Origin of the sequence: Nitrospirillum viridazoti CBAmc (genome assembly GCF_000730165.1) — a bacterium.
GTDB lineage: Bacteria > Pseudomonadota > Alphaproteobacteria > Azospirillales > Azospirillaceae > Nitrospirillum > Nitrospirillum viridazoti.
Genome location: NZ_CP022112.1, coordinates 288,054 through 306,726, shown reverse-complemented (window position 1 = coordinate 306,726; position 18,673 = coordinate 288,054). Strand labels below are relative to the sequence as shown.

Sequence of the window (18,673 nt, the reverse complement as noted above, 5' to 3'; positions counted from 1 at the left end):
GGCCTTTTCCATTCCATCAGCCAGTTGCGTGCCTATTCGTACGCGATGTCGCAGGGCAGGCCAGGCTGGCGCGCCGCCTCGATGGCGCGATGGACCAGGGCCAGGGCCTCGAACGCCGGCCCCGGTCCAAAGGCCAGGGGCGCCCGGCCGGCCAGGGCGTCCGCCACGTTGCGGTAGAAGTCCTGGTAGCGGCCGGCCTCCAGCGCCACCTCCTCCCGCACCACCACGCCGGCGCGCTCGGTATGCAGCAGGGCGGGGGTGGTCACCACGGCCCAGCCCGCGTCGCCAGGCTTCACGCCGGCGGCCATTTGCGCCTCTTGGACGTCGCCCTTCGGAATGACCAGGGAACCCTTGTCGCCATGGGCCACCAGCACCGGCCCCGGCTCGCGCACATAGGTGCTGGATCGCAGGATGACCCGGTGGTCGGCATAGCGGAAACGGACGTCGAAATAATCGGTCGCCCCCTCCGCCCGGCGCAGGGAGCGCATCTCCGCCGCCACCGACAGGGGGCGGCCGAACTGTCGCAGCATGCCGTCCACCAGATGGACGCCCAGGTCGAACCAGGTGCCGGCGCCCGGCTGCTCATCCTCCTTCCAGGCCTTGTGCGTCACATGGGCGCGGTACCGGTCGTAGTGCCATTCCACCTCCACCAGGCGGCCCAGGTCGCCGGCGGCCAGGTGCCGGCCCAGGGTCAGGTATTCGGCGTCCAGGCGCTTGTTGTGGAACACGGCCAGCAGGCGGCCCGCCGCCTGGGCCTGGGCCATCAGCTGGCGCCCCTCTTCCAGGGTGATGGTCATGGGTTTTTCCAGCACCACGTGCTTGCCCGCCGCCAGCGCCGCCTGGGCCATGGGGAAATGCAGGGCGTTGGGCGTGTTGACCACCACCAGCTCAACGGCCGGGTCGTCCAGGATGGCCTGGAAGTCCGTGACCACGCGGGCCCCGGCCGGCTCCGTCCCATCGGCGCCGGAGCGCCGCAGGATGGCATGTAGCGACAGGGCTGGTTCCACCAGGATGAGGGGGGCATGGAACACCCGGCCGGACAGGCCATAGGCGCACAGGGCGGTGCCAATCATCGTCTACGCTCCTCCTTCAAAGTGGGAACACTGCATTAATCTGCGATTTACAGTATCCAGCGCCCTGAAATCAAACAAAATTGCCTATTAATGAATTAACACCGCAACCTTACCCATAATTTCCAATCGAAATTCTCAAATTTGGTGGCGCGCAAGCACGTTGGCCCTATATGACTTTTCAAGGAAGGCGTCGCACGTATCGATACTGGAATGGCGGCGGCCATTTTCCCCTTCATCAAATGCCTATTCTGAAGTCATATTTCAGAATTTCTGTTCCGAAGCCCTAATCTTGTATTCACCCATTCCAAAGGACGCGTGATGAGCTTTGCCGGGACTCCCGCCACCGCGCCCACCCCTACTGCGCCCACCCAGGGCGATAGAGCCCGGCTGTGGTCCATCCTTGTTCATCTGCTCTATTTGCTGGGGGCTTTTCCGTTGGGCCTGGTCATGGCTTACATCAAGCGGCCGGAGTTCGCGGGCACCATTTATGAAGGCCACATGACCTTCGCCATCCGCACCTTCTGGATCTGCGTGCTGTTCGCCCTCTGCGCCCTGGCGCTACGGGTGGTGGGCATGGAATTCATCACCCTGTTCATCGGCAGCATCTGGGCCGTCGTGCGGGTGGTGGTGGCCCTGACCCGCGCCATCGACGCCAAACCCATCCTGAACCCCCAAGGCTGGGTGATATAAACGACGGACGCCAGCATCGCCGTGGCGGCGCAGGCCACAGGGTGGCGCGCGGGCCGTATCCGATCATGGCCCCCTGACCGCCGGCAGCGGTAACGCTTTATATACCGTTCCCAGGCAATAACGCATTCAAGGCGTGGTGCCCCACCGGCACGATGGTATAATCCCTTAATGTTTTTCCAGCAGAACCATCGGCCGCGGCCAGGTGGTTCCGCCAAGAACATGACGCGCCGGGGGGATTTCGGCGCCCGCCGTCCGCGTCGCCACGCGAAGCACTTGGGGCGGAACATTTGGGGGCATGTCTATGCGGGTGGTTTTCCCGGGTTTATGCTTCAGCACCGATGATCAAGGCGTCGCCTTCAGCCACAATCCATGGCTGGTGCTGCTGTCATACCTGACCGCCGTCTTCGCCTCCTTCGTCGCCCTGAACATGGCGGAACGCATGACCGGTTCGACCGGCCGGTCCCGCCTGGCCTGGCAGTTGGGCGCGGCCTGTGCGCTGGGCGGCGGCATCTGGGCCATGCATTTCATCGGCATGCTGGCCTTCCAGGTGGCCCTGCCTGTGGCGTGGGAGCCCACGCTGACCCTGGCATCGCTGGTGACCGCCATCGTTTTCGTCGCCCTGGGTCTGGAGGCGGTGCGCCACGGCCGCACCAGCGTCACCCGCTTCACCCTGGCGGGCACGGTAGTGGGCCTGGGCATCGCCGTCATGCATTACACCGGCATGGCCGCGATGGAGGTGCCGGGCCGGATCGCCTACCGCCCCGACCTGTTCGCCTTGTCCGTCTTGGTCGCCGTGGCCGCCGCCACGGTGGCCCTGATGCTGTCCGTCAGCCTGAAGCATGGCTGGCACCGCGCGCTGGCCGCCCTGATCATGGGCGTCGCCATCTGCGGCATGCACTACACCGGCATGACGGCCACGGTGCTGACCCTGGACCCACTGGCCCCCGCCCCGGCGGATGTGGATCGCGGGCCGCTGGCCATCATCGTCGCCGGCGCCACCTACGGCCTGCTGATGCTGGCGCTGGTGACCGCATTCGCCGACCGCCGCCTGAACGCCGCCGCCGAGCGGGAAGCCCAGCGCCTGAAGGCCGCCAACCGCGCCCTGGAGGCGGAGGTGGAGGAGCGCCGGCGGGCGGAGGAGGAACTGCTGCGCGTGCGCGAGGGGCTGGAGGAAGCGGTGGCGGAGCGTACCCGCGACCTGGCCGCCGCCCGCAGCCGGGCCGAGGCCGCCAACCAGGCCAAGTCCGAGTTCCTGGCCAGCATGAGCCATGAACTGCGCACGCCGCTGAACGCCGTCCTCGGCTTCGCCCAACTGATGGAATACAACAAGGCGCGCGAGCCGATGACGCCCAAGCAGGAGCGGGGCGTTCAGCAGATCGTCAAGAACGGCAACCACCTGCTGCGTCTGATCGATGAGGTGCTGGACCTGGCCCGTATCGAGGCTGGGCAGTTGACGCTGTCGCTGGAACCGGTGGATCCCCGCCTGGTGGTGGAGGATGTGCTGAACGCCTTGCAGCCGGTGGCGGAAAAGGCGCGGGTGACCATCACCGCCGTCCTACCCGAGGTGGTGCCGCCCGTCCTGGCCGATCGCACCCGCCTGGTTCAGGTGGTCAGCAACCTGCTGTCCAACGCCGTGAAGTATAACCGTCCCGGCGGCACCGTGCGCGTCACCCTGGGTGCCGCGCCGGCGCCGGGCCGCCTGTCGCTGTGCGTGCAGGACACCGGCGAAGGCATCGCGCCCGACAAGCTGGGCGACCTGTTCCAGCCCTTCAACCGTCTGGGCCAGGAATACAGCGACATTCCGGGCACGGGCATCGGCCTGACCATCACCCGCCGGCTGCTGTCGGCCATGGACGGCACGATCGAGGTGGCCAGCGTGCTGGGCGAGGGCAGCACCTTCACCGTCAGCCTGCCGGTGGCGCTGAACATGGCCCCCGAACCGCGCGCGCCAGGCGCCGAAAACAACCCGCTGGCCCAGACCCGGCCCCGCACCATGCTGTATGTCGAGGACAACCCGTCCAACATCCAGCTGATGCGCGACCTGATGGAAACCGTGCCCGCCACCAAGCTGCTGATCGCCGCCGACCCGGTGACGGGCCTGGATCTGGCCATGGGCCATCAGCCCGACGTCATCGTGCTGGACATCAACCTGCCGGGCATGAGCGGCTTCGACGTGCTGGCCCGGCTGCGGGACCGGGAGGAAACCCGCGACATTCCCGTCCTGGCGTTGAGCGCCAACGCCCTGCCCCGTGAAATAGAAAAGGGCCTGCGCGCGGGATTCCGCCGGTACCTGACCAAGCCCTTGAACGTGCAGGAGTTCATGGAGGCCCTGGCCGACGCGATGGAGCCGGTCGATGCCGTTTGACGCCACCGACCTGGTCAAGAACGTTTACCGGATCCGCGCCGTTCACCGGGCAGAACCGGCAATGGACCGCTCAGCGGTCCAGCGGCAGGGCCTGGTCGAGAACGTCGGAGCGTGACAGGCGGGTGGCATGGCCCGGGAAATCCACCCACGGGCCGATCAGGTCGCCCGTCATGAAGGTGCAGCCCGCTTCTTCCGCCACCTGTTCCATCTCCGGCGTGTCGATGCCGTCGACCAGGATGTGCAGCCCGCGACGGCGGGCCTCCGCCCCCGCGAGATAGAGATCCTGGACCAGCCGGCCGCGCGGGACGAAGCCGCCGAGGGAGACGTTCACCCCCTTCACGCCCGCGGCGGCGAAGGTGGCCTGGGCCTGGAGTGACAAGTCCGCGCAAACCGTCACGCCCCGGCCCAGGGGCCGCAGGGCGCTGACCAGTTCGGTCAGCCGGCCCACCGGCACGCCGTCCGGCACCCCCATCAGCTGATAGGTAATGAAGGGTCGCAGATGGGCCGGGATATGGCTGGCCAGATCCAGATAGGCGCGGCGGCGGCCCGTTCCCGCCAGCGTCTCAAAATGCACCGGCAGGGCCAGGTAATAGCGGAAACGGTTATCGTACAGCTCCAGATACGCGTCCACCGCCTGCCGCAGGGTCTCGCGATCCAGATCCAGGATTTCCTGCAACCCGTTGGCGGTGCCGGCGGAGGCGACACCGCCGGCCGGTGGCGTCAGCGTGTCATAGCCATAAACATGATGGCGCCCGCCCACCCGCTGGCGGCGGGGGCTGGCAATGTAGAGGCTGAGCGCCTGGCCCCGCACGTCCCACACGGGGCGGTACACCACCTCCAGCGGGCCCAACACCGGGCGCAAATGGGCCCAGGGGTCATCGTCGCCGCCCTTGGTGGTGGCCGCGGCCACGGCCCGTCCCTGCCCAACTTCGGCCAGCGCGGCCGCAGCCTGCGCCTGCGACAGGGGGGCCTGCGAAACCGGGGCCTGCGACAGCGGAGACTGCGAAGGGGGCGACTGCGAAAGGAGGGCTTGCGACGTTGGCTGAGGCGCCAGGGACCGGCGCGAGGACAGCGGCTGTTCCGGTGTTTCGGCCGTACCGCCGGCCGCCGCCAGCGGCGCCGTGGGTTGGATCTGCGCCACCATCCTGGTCAGGAGGTCAGCCAGCCGCTCGGGTTTCAGCACGAGGTCGCCCGATGCCTCGCGCGCGGCCGTGCGTACGACGATGCTGGCGAGGTCAGGCTCGCCCAACAGCAGGCGCTGCAACTCCTGCATCACCTTGGCGCACACAAGGCCGGCATGGACGGGATTCAGCCGGGCGAAGACCACCACGTAGGTCTCGGTGCCGTAGCCATAAAAGACGTCATCCGCCGCCAGGTTCTGACGCAACAGCTTCTCGATCATGCCGTGCACCCTGGCCTGTACCCCGTTCCAGCGCGGCCCCAGCTTTTCCTTCAGGCTTTCCAGGCCGACGAACTGGACACAGCCGGCGGCGGCGGCCTTGCGCGGCCCCAGCACGGCCTTGAGACGCTGGCGGAAGACAACCTCGTCCGGGGCCAAGCCACCGGTGCCCAGATCAAGGGCGGCATCGGGACTGGGAACCATCATGCCACGCCCGGCGCCGGGCGCCGGCTCTTCCGAAAACCAGGCGATGATGCGGCTCAACAACCCCGGCATGGCAACTGCCTCCATGCTGTCCCGATCCAATTTCCGCAGCTTAGAAGGCGCGTGGTTAAGAAAAGGCTAAGGCCGCCCGATTGGCATACGCATAATGGTGGAAACGCCGGGAACTTCAATCCGCGGTCGATGCGGTGGCTTCACCCATAACTCCCAGGCGGCGTGCCAGTTCGGCCGCGCGGGTTTGCACGGTTTGAAGAAAAAGGCCGATCCCGACGGGACCGGCCTTCCTCAAGTCGCGTATGGGCCGCAACACCTTCCGGATCAGGTGAATTCCTGGAAGAAGTCGTTGCCCTTGTCATCAATGACGACGAAGGCGGGGAAGTCCTCCACCTCGATGCGCCAGATGGCTTCCATGCCCAGATCCTCGAAGGCGATGCATTCCACCTTCTTGATGCAATCCTGGGCCAGGCGGGCGGCGGCGCCGCCGATGCTGCCCAGGTAGAAGCCGCCGTGCTTCTTGCATGCCTCGCGCACCGCCGGGCTGCGGTTGCCCTTGGCCAGCATGACGAAGGAACCGCCCGCCGCCTGGAACTGGTCGACAAAGCTGTCCATGCGGCCGGCCGTGGTGGGCCCAAAGGAGCCGGAGGCGTAGCCCGTCGGCGTCTTGGCAGGGCCGGCGTAATAGATGGGATGGTTCTTGAAGTAATCCGGCAGCGGCTGCCCCGCCTCCAGCCCGGCGCGCAGGCGGGCGTGGGCGCTGTCGCGGGCCACGATCAGCGGGCCGGTCAGCGAGACGCGGGTACGGATGGGATAGCGCGACAGGGTCTCGCGGATTTCCGACATGGGCCGGTTAAGGTCGATCTTGACCACCTCGCCCGCCAGCTGGCTGTCGTCGATCTCCGGCAGGAAGCGGGCGGGATCGTGCTCCAGTTCCTCCAGGAAGATGCCGTCGCGGGTGATCTTGGCCAGGGCCTGGCGGTCGGCCGAGCACGACACGCCGATGCCGATGGGCAGCGAGGCGCCGTGGCGCGGCAGGCGGATGACCCGCACGTCGTGGCAGAAGTACTTGCCACCGAACTGCGCGCCGATGCCCATGGTCTGGCTCAGCTTGTGGACGGCGGCCTCCATCTCCAGGTCGCGGAAGGCGTGGCCGCTTTCCGAGCCTTGGGTGGGCAGGCCATCGTAATAGCGGGCCGAGGCCAGCTTCACCGTCTTCAGGTTCATCTCGGCACTGGTGCCGCCGATGACGATGGCCAAGTGGTAGGGCGGGCAGGCCGAAGTGCCCAGCGACTTGATCTTCTCTTCCAGGAAGGGCAGCAGCCGGTCGGGTGCCAGCACCGAGGGCGTGGCCTGGAACAGGAAGGTCTTGTTGGCCGAACCGCCACCCTTGGCCATGAACAGGAACTTATAAGCGTCGTCGCCTTCCGCGTAGATGTCCACCTGCGCCGGCAGGTTGGTGCGGGTGTTCTTTTCCTCGTACATGGACAGGGGCGCCACCTGGCTGTAGCGCAGGTTGCGCTTGGCGTAGGCGTCCAGCACGCCACTGCCGAGCGCGGTCTCGTCACCGCCCTTGGTCCAAACGCGGCGGCCCTTCTTGCCCATGATGATGGCGGTGCCGGTGTCCTGGCACATGGGCAGGATGCCCGAGGCGGCGATGGAGGCGTTCTTCAGCAGGTCCAGCGCCACGAAGCGGTCGTTGGGCGACGCCTCGGCATCGTCCAGGATGGCGCGCAGCTGGGCCAGGTGGCCGGGGCGCAGCAGGTGGTTGATGTCGATGAAGGCCTGTTCGGCCAGCAGACGCAGGCCCTCAGGCTCGACCTTCAGAACCTCTTCCCCGTCGAAGGTCGTGGTCGACACGTAGTCGCTGGTCAGCTTGCGGTAGCTGGTGGCGTCCTTGGCCACGGGGAACAGCGTGAACTCCCGGCTTTCACCGCCGACGTCTGGCATTGGGGCTCTCCCGATAATCCGGCCCGGCCGGTGCGTTCCGGCGGACCCTGGTCACGGGCGGCTCCCGTGGCCGGCGGGGACCTTACGCCACCCGTCCGCCCCTGTCATCTGCGCCGCGCGCAACACGTCCCCCTTATGTTGACACCCCAACCAGTCCGGCCAACCAGCATGCGCGGCTTCGCCGCACCCGGAACCTTCCTGCCCCCTTCCGGCGTTATTGCCCCGTCCACAGAGGAGGAAGAGGCATGAGCCGCAGCGTCGCCGACATCATCGTGGAAACCCTATTCGACGCCGGCGCCCGGCGTTGTTATGGCGTGCCGGGAGACACCCTGAACCATGTCACCGACGCCATCCGCCGCAGCGAGATGCGCTGGATCCATGTGCGCCATGAGGAGGCGGGCGCCATGGCGGCCGGGGCCGACGCCCTGCTGACGGGCGAGCTGGCCCTGTGCGCCGGATCGTGCGGACCGGGCGGCCTGCACTTCATCAACGGCCTGTATGAAAGCCACCGCAACCGCGCCCCCGTGGTGCTGATCGCCAGCCAGATTACGCGGGACGAGCTGGGTTTCGACTTCCCGCAGGAGGTGGACTTCAAGGCGGTGTACAAGGCCGCCAGCGTCTTTTGCGAAGAGGTCCGCACCCCCACCCAGGCGCGGCGCATGACGGCCATGGCGGCGCAGGCGGCGCTGACCAAGCGCGGCGTGGCCGTGCTGATCGTGCCCGTCGACGTCTCCAGCGCCGACGCGCCGGAGGAACCTTCCTTCACCGCCCACCGCACGCGCCCGGTGGTGCGGCCCAGCGATGGCGAGTTGGACCGCATGGCCGAGCTTCTGAACGCCGGCGGCAAGATCGCCATCTATGGCGGCGCGGGATGCGAAAACGCCCACGACCAGGTCGTTGCGCTAGCGGAACGGTTGCAGGCGCCGGTGGCGCGCACCTCCCGCGCCAAGGACTTTCTGGAGCCGGCCAACCCCTATGACGTGGGCATGACCGGCATCTTCGGCACGGCCGGCGGCTACCAGGCGCTCATGGACTGCGACACCCTGCTGCTGCTGGGCTGCGACTTCGCCTGGCGGCAGTATTATCCGCAGAAGGCCACCATCATCCAGGTGGACATCGACGGCGCCCACCTGGGCCGTCGCCACCCCGTGGACCTGGGCGTGGTGGGCGATGTGGCGCCGACGCTGGAGGCGCTGCTGCCGCGCCTGACCCCGCGTGAGGATCGCACCTTCCTGAACGCGGCGCTGGACCATGCCGCCAAGGCCGATGCCAAGCTGGAGAAGCGCGCCGTGGCCGGCGAGGGCGATACCATCCACCCGCAATACCTGACGGAGACCGTGGCCCGCCACGCCGCCGTTGACGCCGTCTACACCGCCGATGGCGGGTCGCCCATGGTGTGGTGCCTGCGCCATGTGCCGGCCACGGGCCAAAATCGCACTGTCGTCAGCCTCAGCCACGGCACCATGGCCAACGCCATGCCCCAAGCCCTGGGCGTCCAGGCCGCCTTCCCCGGCCGGCAGGTCATCTCCCTCTCCGGCGACGGCGGGTTGGCCATGCTGATGGGCGATCTGCTGACCACGGTGCAGGAAAACCTGCCCATCAAGGTGGTGGTGTACAACAACGGCTCGCTGGGCTTCGTGGAGTTGGAACAGAAGGTGGAGGGCTTGCTGGATGCCTATACCGACCTGAAAAATCCCAATTTCGCCCGGGTGGCGGAGGCCATCGGCCTCTGGGGGCGCCGCGTGGAACGGCCGCAGGACCTGGACAACGCCGTGCGCGACTGGCTGTCCACCCCCGGCCCCGCCCTGCTGGATGTGAAGGTCGACCGGTATGAGTTGGTGATGCCGCCCAAGGTGGAAATGGCCCAGGTGGTGGGCACCGCCCTCTATTCCGCCAAGGGCATCCTGGCGGGCCGGGGAAGCGAGGTGTTCGAACTGCTGGAGGGGGCGGTGCGCCCCTGATCCGGGCGCGCAGCCAAAGGTTGATTGCCACCGGTTGGTCACAGGCCGGCCAGTGGCGCCGCGCCTACTATCGCAGGCAGGGAGCCACGCCGTCAAAAAGGCCACCGCCGCCAGCCGCGCGCACCCCGCGCCTTCTTAGAAAAGCGACTGATTTCCGACCACGCTGGTTTCGCCAGCGCGGTTGTCGCACGCGCGCCTGTCCGGCCCCGCGCCCCTCGGCGTCCTCCCCCGCGTCAGCCCGCCGGCGGCACCAGGCGGGAGGGAACCCCGAGGGATTCACCATGAGGGACCTGCGTCTCCAGCCCACGCCTAAACGCCCGGCCCGCTTGCGCCTGTTGTTGCTGGCCTCCGCCGCCCTATGGCCGGCGGCGGGCCATGCCCAAACCGGCCCCACCCCAGTGGCCCCAAGCACCCTGCCGACCGGCGGCAGCGTGGCGGCGGGCAGCGCCAGCATCAGCCAGTCCGGCGCCGCCATGACGGTCAACCAGACCAGTCCGCGCGCCGTCATCACTTGGCAGGACTTCAGCATCGGTGGCAACGCCGGCGTCACCTTCCACCAGCCTGGGCCGGCCTCCGCCGCCCTCAACCGCGTGCTGAGCGGCATCCCGTCGGAAATCCTGGGCAAGCTGACGGCCAACGGGCAGATCTTCATCGTCAACCCCGCCGGCATCACCTTCGGCCAGGGCGCCAGCGTCAACGTCGGCGGCCTGGTCGCCTCCACCCTGGATATCGCCAACCAGGACTTCATGGCCGGCACCTACACCTTCCAGCGCAACGGCAGCACCGCCACGGTCGCCAACCAGGGCGCGCTGACGGCGGCCAGCGGCGGCTATGTCGGCCTGCTGGCGCCAGAGGTGATCAACGACGGCGTCATCACCGCCAAGTTGGGCAGCGTGGTGCTGGCGGCCGGCGAAAAGGTGACCCTGACCTTTGATCCGAAGGGCGATAAGGGGGGCGTCAGCGTGGCGGTGGACCCGGCCGCCATCCGGACCCTGATCGTGAACCATCAGATGATAGCGGCCCCCGATGGCCAGGTCGTGCTGGCCGCCAAGTCGGCGGACGCCTTGCTGGGCGGCGTTATCAACAACACCGGCGTCATCGAGGCCAGCGCCTTGACCAGCCACGGCGGCGTGGTGACGCTGGAGGCCTCGACCGGGATCGACAGCGGCGGCACCATCGCCGCCGACGGCGCGGGTGCGGGTGACGGTGGCACCATCCGCCTGAAGTCGGAGGGCGTGACCACCGTCGCCGGCACGCTGAGCGCCAAGGCGGGTGCGGCCGGCGGTGATGGCGGCACCGTCGAGACCTCAGGCGCCACCCTGTCCATCGCCGACATCCATGTCGACACCACCGCCCTGCACGGCCATACCGGCACCTGGCTGCTGGACCCGGCCGACCTGGTCGTGGGCCCCGGCGGCCCCGGCGCCGTCAGCAGCGGCACGGTGGAAACGGCCCTGGCCACCACCAACGTCACCCTGCAGACCGGCGCGAGCGGCACGGGGAACGGCGACATCCTGGTGGCGGGCGCCATAGCCTGGACCGGGCCCAACAGCCTGACCCTGAATGCCTATCGCAATATCACCGTCAGCGCCGACATTCGCCACGGCGGCGCCACCGCCGCCGGCTTGGCCCTGAACCCGGCCCAGGGGGGCAGCGGCGGCCTGGACGTGAACCAGGGCGCCAAGGTCACGCTGGCCGCCCCGGGCGACGGCCTGTCCATCCAGGGCCAGGCCTACACCCTGGTCAACACTCCGGCACAGTTGCAGGCCATGGCCGACGATTTGGCCGGCCACTACGCCCTGAATGCCGACCTGAACATGGGCGGCTTCGCCTACACCGCCGTGGGCAATGGCACGACACCTTTCTCCGGCGCCTTCCAGGGCCTGGGCCACGGCATCGCCAACCTGACCGTGGGTGGCGGCGGCTTCAGCTATGTCGGCCTGTTCGGCGGCAATTCCGGCACGCTGAACGACGTGTCGCTGACGGCGGTCAACGCCAGCGGCACCCAGAATGTGGGCGGCATCGCCGGCTGGAACGCCGGCACCATCACCAACAGCCAGGTCACGGGCACCATCGCGCTGACCAGCCTATGGTCGGAACGGGTGGGGGGGCTGGCCGGCACCAACGCGGGCACCATTGCCTCAAGCCACGCCGCCGTGGCGGTCAGCGCCGGCGACCACACCACCCGCATCGGCGGCCTGGTGGGCCAGAACGACGGCCTGATCAGCGCCAGCTATGCCCTGGGCAGCGTGACAACGGGCACCCGCACCGGCGGCGACAACGACCTGCCGGACGACGGCACCGTCCTCAACATCACACCGCCACCTATGCCAGGCAGCGGCATCGGCGGCCTGGCCGGCGGCAACAGCGGCACCATCATCGACAGCTACACCGTGAACCGGGTGACGACCGGCAGCCTGTCCGCCAACGTCGGCGGCCTGGTGGGCGACAACCAGGGCCGCATCTTCAGCAGCTTCTCGTTGGGCACCGTCGCCGCCGGCCCCAATGCCAGCCAAGTGGGCGGCCTGGTGGGCCAGAACGGCTTCGTCCGGCTGTTCGACCCGCACTGGCCGCCGCCGCTGTCCCTCGCCGGCACCATCATCGACAGCTATTCGGCGGCCACCGTCACCGTGGCGGACACCGCCTACAGCGCCGGCTGGGGCGGCCTGGTGGGGCTGAACCAGCTGGGCGCCATCACCAATTCCTACGCCGCCGGCGGCATGCTGGGTAACGGCGTGGCCGGCCTGGTGGGCGTGAACGACGCCCTGATCACCGGCAGCCATGCCGGCGACGCCGTCACCAACGCCGCCGGCCTGGTCAACACCAACGGCACATACGGCACCATCGCCGGCAGCTACGCCACCGGCGATGTCGGCGGCACCAGCAATTTGGGCGGCCTGGCGGCCTACAACTACGGCACCATCAGCGCCAGCCACGCCACCGGCAGCGTCATCGCCCGCTTCGCCGGCACCATCGCCGGACCGCAGACGGTGGGCGGCCTGGTGGCCTTCAACCGGGGCGTGGTCACGGACAGCTATGCCACCGGCAGCGTGGAGGGCACCAGCTCGACCGGCGGCCTGATCGGCGTGAACTATGGTGTCATCACCACCAGCCACGCCAACGGCGCCGTCACCGCCCGCGACGACAGCGGCCTGGTGGCCGGCACCGACATCGGCGGACTGGTCGGCCTCAACAGCGGCGGGACGATCGGGCAGAGCCATGCCACTGGCCGGGTGACGGCCGGCAACGGGGGCCAAGCCCTGGGCGGCCTGGCGGGCGGCAACACCGGTACCATCACCGACGCCTACGCCACCGGCGCCGTGCAGGTGGGGAACAGCGTCAGCGGGGTCGGCGGGCTGGTGGGCCAGAATGGCGGCCTGGTCAACCACAGCTTCGCCCTGGGCGTCGTGACGGTGGGCAACAGCGTCAACGGGGTCGGCGGACTGGCCGGAACCAACGGCGGCACCATCACCAGCAGCTACGCCACCGGCCTGGTCAACACCGGTACCCTGGCCCAAGGGGTGGGCGGCCTGGTGGGCACCAACAGCGGCCTGTTGGGCGGCGACCAGGCCGGCGCCACCATCAGCGTGGCCGGCGGCGCCGGCACCGGTGGCCTGATGATCGGGGGCCTGGCGGGGTCGAACAGCGGCACCATCACCGACAGTTCCGCCACCAGCGCCATCATCGCCCAGACGTCCGGTACCGTCGGCGGGCTGGTCGGGCTGAACAGCGGCGACATCCGGCGTGCCTGGGCCAGCGGCGACATCAACGCCAACTATCGCGTCGGCGGGCTGGTGGCCGTCAACAGCGGCACCATCAGCGACAGCCACGCCAGCGGCACCATCAGCGACACGGTCGCGGGCGTCACCACCTTCCCCGGCTATGCCGGCGTCTATGTCGGCGGGCTGGTGGGGCAGAACCTGGGACTGGTCAGCAACAGCTACGCCACCGGCGCCATCAGGGACAGCGGCTACGGCAGCTATGGCCTGGGCGGCCTAGTGGGGTCCAACAGCGGCACGGTCACCAACAGTTACGCCCTGGGCACCGTGCTGGGCAGCGCCCGGGGTGACGCCGTGGGCGGCCTGGTGGGTGAGAATTTGGGCTTGGTCGCCGCCAGCCACGCCGGCGGCACCGTCTCCTCCGGCGGGCGGGATGGTGAGATCGGCGGGCTGGTCGGCACCAATGAAGGCACCATCACCGACAGCTACGCCACCGGCGACGTCTTCAACGCCCCGGAAAGCGGGGCGATCGGTGGCTTGGTGGGCAGGAACAACGGCCTGATCAGCCACAGCTACGCCACCGGCAACGTCAACGCCCAGACCGACAATTCGGTCGGCGGCTTGGTGGGCACCAACGCCGGCACGGTCACCGACAGCCGCAGCAGCGGTACCGTCTCGGGCCTCAGCTTCGTCGGCGGCCTCATCGGCAACAACAGCGGCACGGTGGTGAACAGCGGCAGTGTCAGCGACGTCCTGACCAGCAACCCGCCGAACTATGCCGGCCTGCTGATCGGCTACGAACACACCAGCGGCACCATCGTCAACAGCGCCGGCGCCGGCACCATCACCACCGGCACCATCGTCGGTGGCTCCACCGCCCAGATCGGGGGCACCGGATTCTGACCTTGGCGGGCCGGCGCCTGGGCAAGGGGCGTCGGCCTGGCCTTTTCCGAGCTGCCATCCTGCGTTGCGCCTAGCCTCGTGACCAGGGAACGGTTGCGGCGGATCGGGAGGCGGCTATGGGGTATGGCCAAGGGGACAAGCGGCGCAACACGATCGCCTTCGCCGTCGCCCTGGTGCTTGGGCTGGCCGCGCAGCCGCCCCTAGCCCTGGCCCAATCCGGTGTGGGCTCATCCCCGGCCGGCAACGCCAGTGCACCCGTGGCGGACGCATTTGACACCAGCGTTCCGGGCGCCAACGCCCCGGGGGACGGTGTCCGGGAAAACGATGCTGACACCGCCGAGACCGTCGTGGTCACCGGCATGCGCCTGAAGACGGAGAGGCTGCAGGAAATCATCGGCGATTTCGTGCGGGACCATGGCAAGCGCGCGCCGTACAGCGACCAGATCGCCCGTTGGGACAGGGCGGTATGTCCCCAGGTGCAGAACGTCCCGGCGGATATCAACGCCTTCATCACCACGCGCATCCGCGCCATCGCGCAAGCCGTCGGGGCGCCAACCTCTCGCGCATCCTGCAAAACCAACGTGAACATCTTTTTCACCGACCAGCCGCAGGTGCTCATGGACACCGTGGCGGATAAATATCCCCGGCTGCTGGGCTATCATTTCGTGCATCAGGCCAAGGCGCTGTCCCAGGTCACCAGACCGATCCAGGCCTGGTACGTCACCTCCACCAGCAACGGCATCCTGACCGCCATCGACGATCCCTACCAGATGAGCTTGGGCGGCGGTCTGGGCAGCCGGCTTTCCACCGGCGACCTACGCCCGGTGCTGACCCACGTCCTGATGGTGGTGAACACCGACCGGATCCTGGGCCTGAAACTGGGCGCGGTCGCGGATTACCTGGGCGTCCTGGCGCTGGCTCAGCCCAAGGCCCTAGGCCAGTGCGGCGACCTGCCCAGCATTCTGGACCTGTTCGCCGCCAATTGCGCGAACGACCAGAAGCCCGCATCCCTGAGCGCGGCGGACAAGGCTTATCTGGAAGGCCTCTATTCCATGGACCCCTGGGAAACCGGCCTCCTGCAGCGCAGCAGCATCTCCCTGCACATGCGGCAGAGCTTCGGCGCGCCTTAGAAAGCGATCCTTCAGCGGAGGGGCGATGGCGCGGTGAACTGGGCGATGTCGGCCAATCCCAGGGCTTGTTCGATGTCCGCGATCTGGTGGACCGCGTCGTCAAACCCGTCCTTGCCGAATTGCTGGCGCTCAATCTCCTCGAACTTGTCCCCCATCTCGTCCAGCTCGTGCCCGGACAGGGCCTGTTTCCATGCCGTGAAAACCACGGTGTCCTCGTGGGCGGCATGAACCCGGTACATCCGGACCAGGGTCTCCATCGCGCGGGCCATCGGTTCCCGGTCGGCGGTCCCAATCGCCCCCTTGCCGGTCACGCCCAGGATATAGTCCGTGATCTCCCGCCCGCGCTGGTGCTGCGCCGTCAGCACGTCGGGAGAGGCCGCCACCGGGCCCTGGAGCTTGCGGATCGCCGGGAAGATGTGGGCCTCCTCCAACAGGCGCTCGTGGTAATCCTCGCCGAACGTGCGGAACAAGGTCGCCGCCCGCTTCAGGGCCCCGGCATCGACCGTGGCGGCCCCGCGCAGTCCCGTGGCGGCTTCCGTGTAGGCGAACAGGACCCGGCGCAGCACGCCGTGCTCACGCATCAGATCCTCCACCGCGCCGACGTCCTTCTCGCTGCCCGCCCCCTGCCCGCATCCCGCCAAGGCCAAGCCCGCGGCCGCGACGGCGCCGGCGGAACCGGCGTGGAGGAACGACCGGCGGCTCTGATCCATGATGTCCATCGCTTCCCTTCCCTGGGCTATCTCTCCGCCCTGCGATCGGCGGCGTGAAGTTGCGGGCGCCCTGTCGCCGGAAACGCCCGAATGGTGTGGCGGTTCCGGCGTGTCCCGCAATGATCATCATCCAATCCCACCTCCACCATTTTGCCGCACCGCAACACTGCCATGCGGATCTTTGCGATGGATTTTGATAATTAGTCTCATCCGTCCCGTTGACAGGCATCAAATCGGCAAATAAGAGTCGATCGCAATCTTAACAAAGGGTATAACCGCGGAGCTCGATAGCCGGGATCCGCGCGGGGAGCCAACCACATAGCGTGGCATAAGGTGGGGACCGTCATGTCGAGCAACCGCAATATCATCATCGCCAGCCGGGCCAAGGCGCCCCGCACGCTGGCGCGTACTGCCCTGGGCCTTGCGAGCGTGGGCCTGGCCGGCGGCGCCCTGCTTTCCCTGGGCGCGCAAGCCCAGACGGCGACGGCGCCCACCACCCAGGGCGGCACGGGCCAGTTGCCCACCCTGTCGGTGCAGGACCAGGACGCCGCCCCGGCGCAAGACTACCGCACCGAGCGGTCGTCCAACGTGAAGCTGACGGAAAAGCTGCTGGACACCCCGCAGTCCGTCACGGTCATCTCCGGCCAGGAGATGAAGGACCAGGGCGTCACCACCCTGCGCGACGCCCTGCGCAACGTGGCCGGCATCAGCCTGGCGGCCGGTGAAGGCGGCGCCCAGGGCGACAGCCTGACCCTGCGCGGCTTCAGCGCCCGGTCGGACATCTTCCTGGATGGCCTGCGCGACTTCGGCAGCTATTACCGCGACAGCTTCAACTACCAGTCGGCCGAGGTGCTGAAGGGTCCGGACAGCGCCATGTTCGGGCGGGGGTCCACCGGCGGCACCATCAACCAGGTGAGCAAGACGCCCACGCTGGAGGCCATCACCGCCGGCACGGCCACCCTGGGCACCGACGGCATGAAGCGCCTGACGGCCGACGTGGACCGCGCCATCGACGCCACCACCGCCGTGCGCCTGAACGCCATGGGCACCAGCAGCTTCGTCGAGGGCCGCGACGGCGCCAAGAATGAGCGCTATGGCTTCGCGCCCTCGGTCGCCTTCGGCATCGGCACGCCCACCCGCGTCACCATCAGCTATCTGCACCAGTCAGAAAACGACCGGCCGGACTATGGCATCCCCTTCCTGCTGGGCCAGCCGGCACCGGTGGACTACCGCACCTACTACGGTTTCCACAGCGACTACCTGAAGACCGACGCCAATGTCGTGACCGCCGACGTGCAGCACGACCTGACGTCCGGCATCACCCTGGAAAACCAGTTCCGTTACGGCAACTACTACCGCAACGTCCGTATCACCGAGCCGCAGCTGGTGAACGCCAACGTGACGCCGGCCACCGTCGGCCCGCTGTCGGGCGTGGCCATCAAGCGCAACGCCATCACCGTGCGCAGCGTGGAAACCACCCTGGACGACCAGGCCACGGCCTCCGCCCGATTCAACACCGGCTTCCTGGAACACCATCTGGTGACCGGCGTGGAACTGTCGCGCGAGACCTCGGACCCGACGCGCACCGCATGGACGGGCGTGCCCACCACCACCCTGCTGAACCCCAACGAGTACCAAGCCTTCGCCGGCGTGGGCACTATCTCGTCCCGCGTCAGCACCACGGTCGACACGGTGGCGGTGTTCGCCGTCGACACGATGAAGTTCAATGAGCAGTGGTCGCTGGTCGGCGGTTTCCGCTACGACCATCTGGACACGGACTACAAACAGACCGTGGCCCCGGCCGCCGCCTTCTCCCGCACCGACAGCCTGCCGTCCGGCCGCGCCTCGCTGGTGTTCAAGCCCACGCCGGAAAGCAGCCTCTACGCCAGCTTCGGCACCTCGTTCAACCCGTCGGCCGAGCAGTTGTCGCTGTCCGCCGCCACGGCCAACCTGGATCCGGAAAGCAACAAGACCTATGAGGTCGGCGGCAAGATCGACCTGCTGCACGACGCCCTGAGCGTGCGCACCGCCCTGTTCCAGACGGAAAAGGACAATGCTCGCGTCACCGACCCCAACAACTCCGCCCTGAACGTGCTGGGCGGCGACCAGAAGGTGAAGGGTGTCGAGCTGGAGGTGACCGGCCGTATCACCGAGGACTGGCAGGTCAACACCAGCTATGCCTACATGGATGGCCGGGTCATCAAGTCCACCACCTTCAGCCAGGTGGGCCGCGGTCTGCCCAACGTGCCGCACCACACCTTCAACCTGTGGACCACCTATCAGGTGACGCACCAGTTGCAGATCGGTGGCGGCGCCAATGCGGTGTCGCAGCGCATCGGCAGTTCCAGCCCCGTGGCGGCCACCAACCTGATCAACACCGTGCCCGGCTATGTCACCTTCAACGCCATGGCCAAGTACGACATCACGGAAAAGATCAGCATCCAGGCCAACATCATCAACCTGACCGACCGCGACTACGTCGACCAGATCCACCCGGCCCACCTGGTCCCGGGCGAGGGCCGCACGGTCCAGTTCACCGCCAACTTCGCCTTCTGAT

The 18,673-nt window shown here is 68.0% G+C and carries 10 protein-coding genes; 6 read left to right on the top strand and 4 right to left on the bottom strand.

Going from position 1 to position 18,673, the window contains the following annotated elements; translation table 11 throughout:
* Nucleotides 1-32: 32 nt before the first annotated feature.
* Nucleotides 33-1,073 carry a Gfo/Idh/MocA family oxidoreductase gene (locus tag Y958_RS23310; RefSeq protein WP_088874354.1) on the bottom strand — a complete coding sequence of 347 codons (1,041 nt, stop codon included), beginning with the start codon at nucleotides 1,071-1,073 and terminating at the stop codon, nucleotides 33-35.
* A 447-nt stretch (nucleotides 1,074-1,520) separates the two neighbouring features.
* Here Y958_RS23310 and Y958_RS23305 point away from each other — a divergent pair, with 447 nt between their 5' ends.
* Entirely contained in the window at nucleotides 1,521-1,763 is a 243-nt protein-coding gene (locus Y958_RS23305) for a hypothetical protein (RefSeq protein ID WP_145727530.1), read from the top strand.
* A 301-nt stretch (nucleotides 1,764-2,064) separates the two neighbouring features.
* On the top strand, nucleotides 2,065-4,128 hold the full coding sequence (locus Y958_RS23300; protein ID WP_186291575.1) for an MHYT domain-containing protein: 2,064 nt from the start codon (nucleotides 2,065-2,067) through the stop codon (nucleotides 4,126-4,128).
* Between the two features lie 70 nt (nucleotides 4,129-4,198).
* Here the strand turns inward: Y958_RS23300 and Y958_RS23295 are convergent, their stop codons facing one another.
* Together Y958_RS23295 and Y958_RS23290 are read right to left on the bottom strand one after the other, a co-directional pair.
* Complete coding sequence (locus tag Y958_RS23295; RefSeq protein WP_088874351.1) at nucleotides 4,199-5,803, bottom strand: hypothetical protein; 1,605 nt, start codon at nucleotides 5,801-5,803, stop codon at nucleotides 4,199-4,201.
* 264 nt (nucleotides 5,804-6,067) lie between these two features.
* Nucleotides 6,068-7,693: a fumarate hydratase gene (locus Y958_RS23290; protein WP_088874350.1), complete on the bottom strand. Its 1,626-nt coding sequence runs from the start codon at nucleotides 7,691-7,693 to the stop codon at nucleotides 6,068-6,070.
* Between the two features lie 245 nt (nucleotides 7,694-7,938).
* On the opposite strand from Y958_RS23290, the gene Y958_RS23285 reads away from it, so the two are divergent.
* The 3 genes from Y958_RS23285 to Y958_RS23275 all read left to right on the top strand — a co-directional run bounded on the left by Y958_RS23285 (nucleotide 7,939) and on the right by Y958_RS23275 (nucleotide 15,406).
* Complete coding sequence (locus tag Y958_RS23285) at nucleotides 7,939-9,654, top strand: thiamine pyrophosphate-dependent enzyme (protein WP_088874349.1); 1,716 nt, start codon at nucleotides 7,939-7,941, stop codon at nucleotides 9,652-9,654.
* A gap of 281 nt (nucleotides 9,655-9,935) precedes the next feature.
* On the top strand, nucleotides 9,936-14,276 hold the full coding sequence (locus tag Y958_RS23280) for a beta strand repeat-containing protein (RefSeq protein ID WP_088874348.1): 4,341 nt from the start codon (nucleotides 9,936-9,938) through the stop codon (nucleotides 14,274-14,276).
* A gap of 116 nt (nucleotides 14,277-14,392) precedes the next feature.
* Nucleotides 14,393-15,406, top strand: a complete 1,014-nt coding sequence (locus Y958_RS23275; RefSeq protein WP_088874347.1) for a hypothetical protein — start codon at nucleotides 14,393-14,395, stop codon at nucleotides 15,404-15,406.
* A gap of 11 nt (nucleotides 15,407-15,417) precedes the next feature.
* Here Y958_RS23275 and Y958_RS23270 read toward each other — a convergent pair whose 3' ends face one another.
* On the bottom strand, nucleotides 15,418-16,125 hold the full coding sequence (locus Y958_RS23270) for a hemerythrin domain-containing protein (RefSeq protein WP_088874346.1): 708 nt from the start codon (nucleotides 16,123-16,125) through the stop codon (nucleotides 15,418-15,420).
* 336 nt (nucleotides 16,126-16,461) lie between these two features.
* On the opposite strand from Y958_RS23270, the gene Y958_RS23265 reads away from it, so the two are divergent.
* Nucleotides 16,462-18,672, top strand: coding sequence for a TonB-dependent receptor (locus Y958_RS23265; RefSeq protein ID WP_244909662.1), 2,211 nt, complete (start codon nucleotides 16,462-16,464; stop codon nucleotides 18,670-18,672).
* Nucleotide 18,673 lies beyond the last annotated feature (1 nt).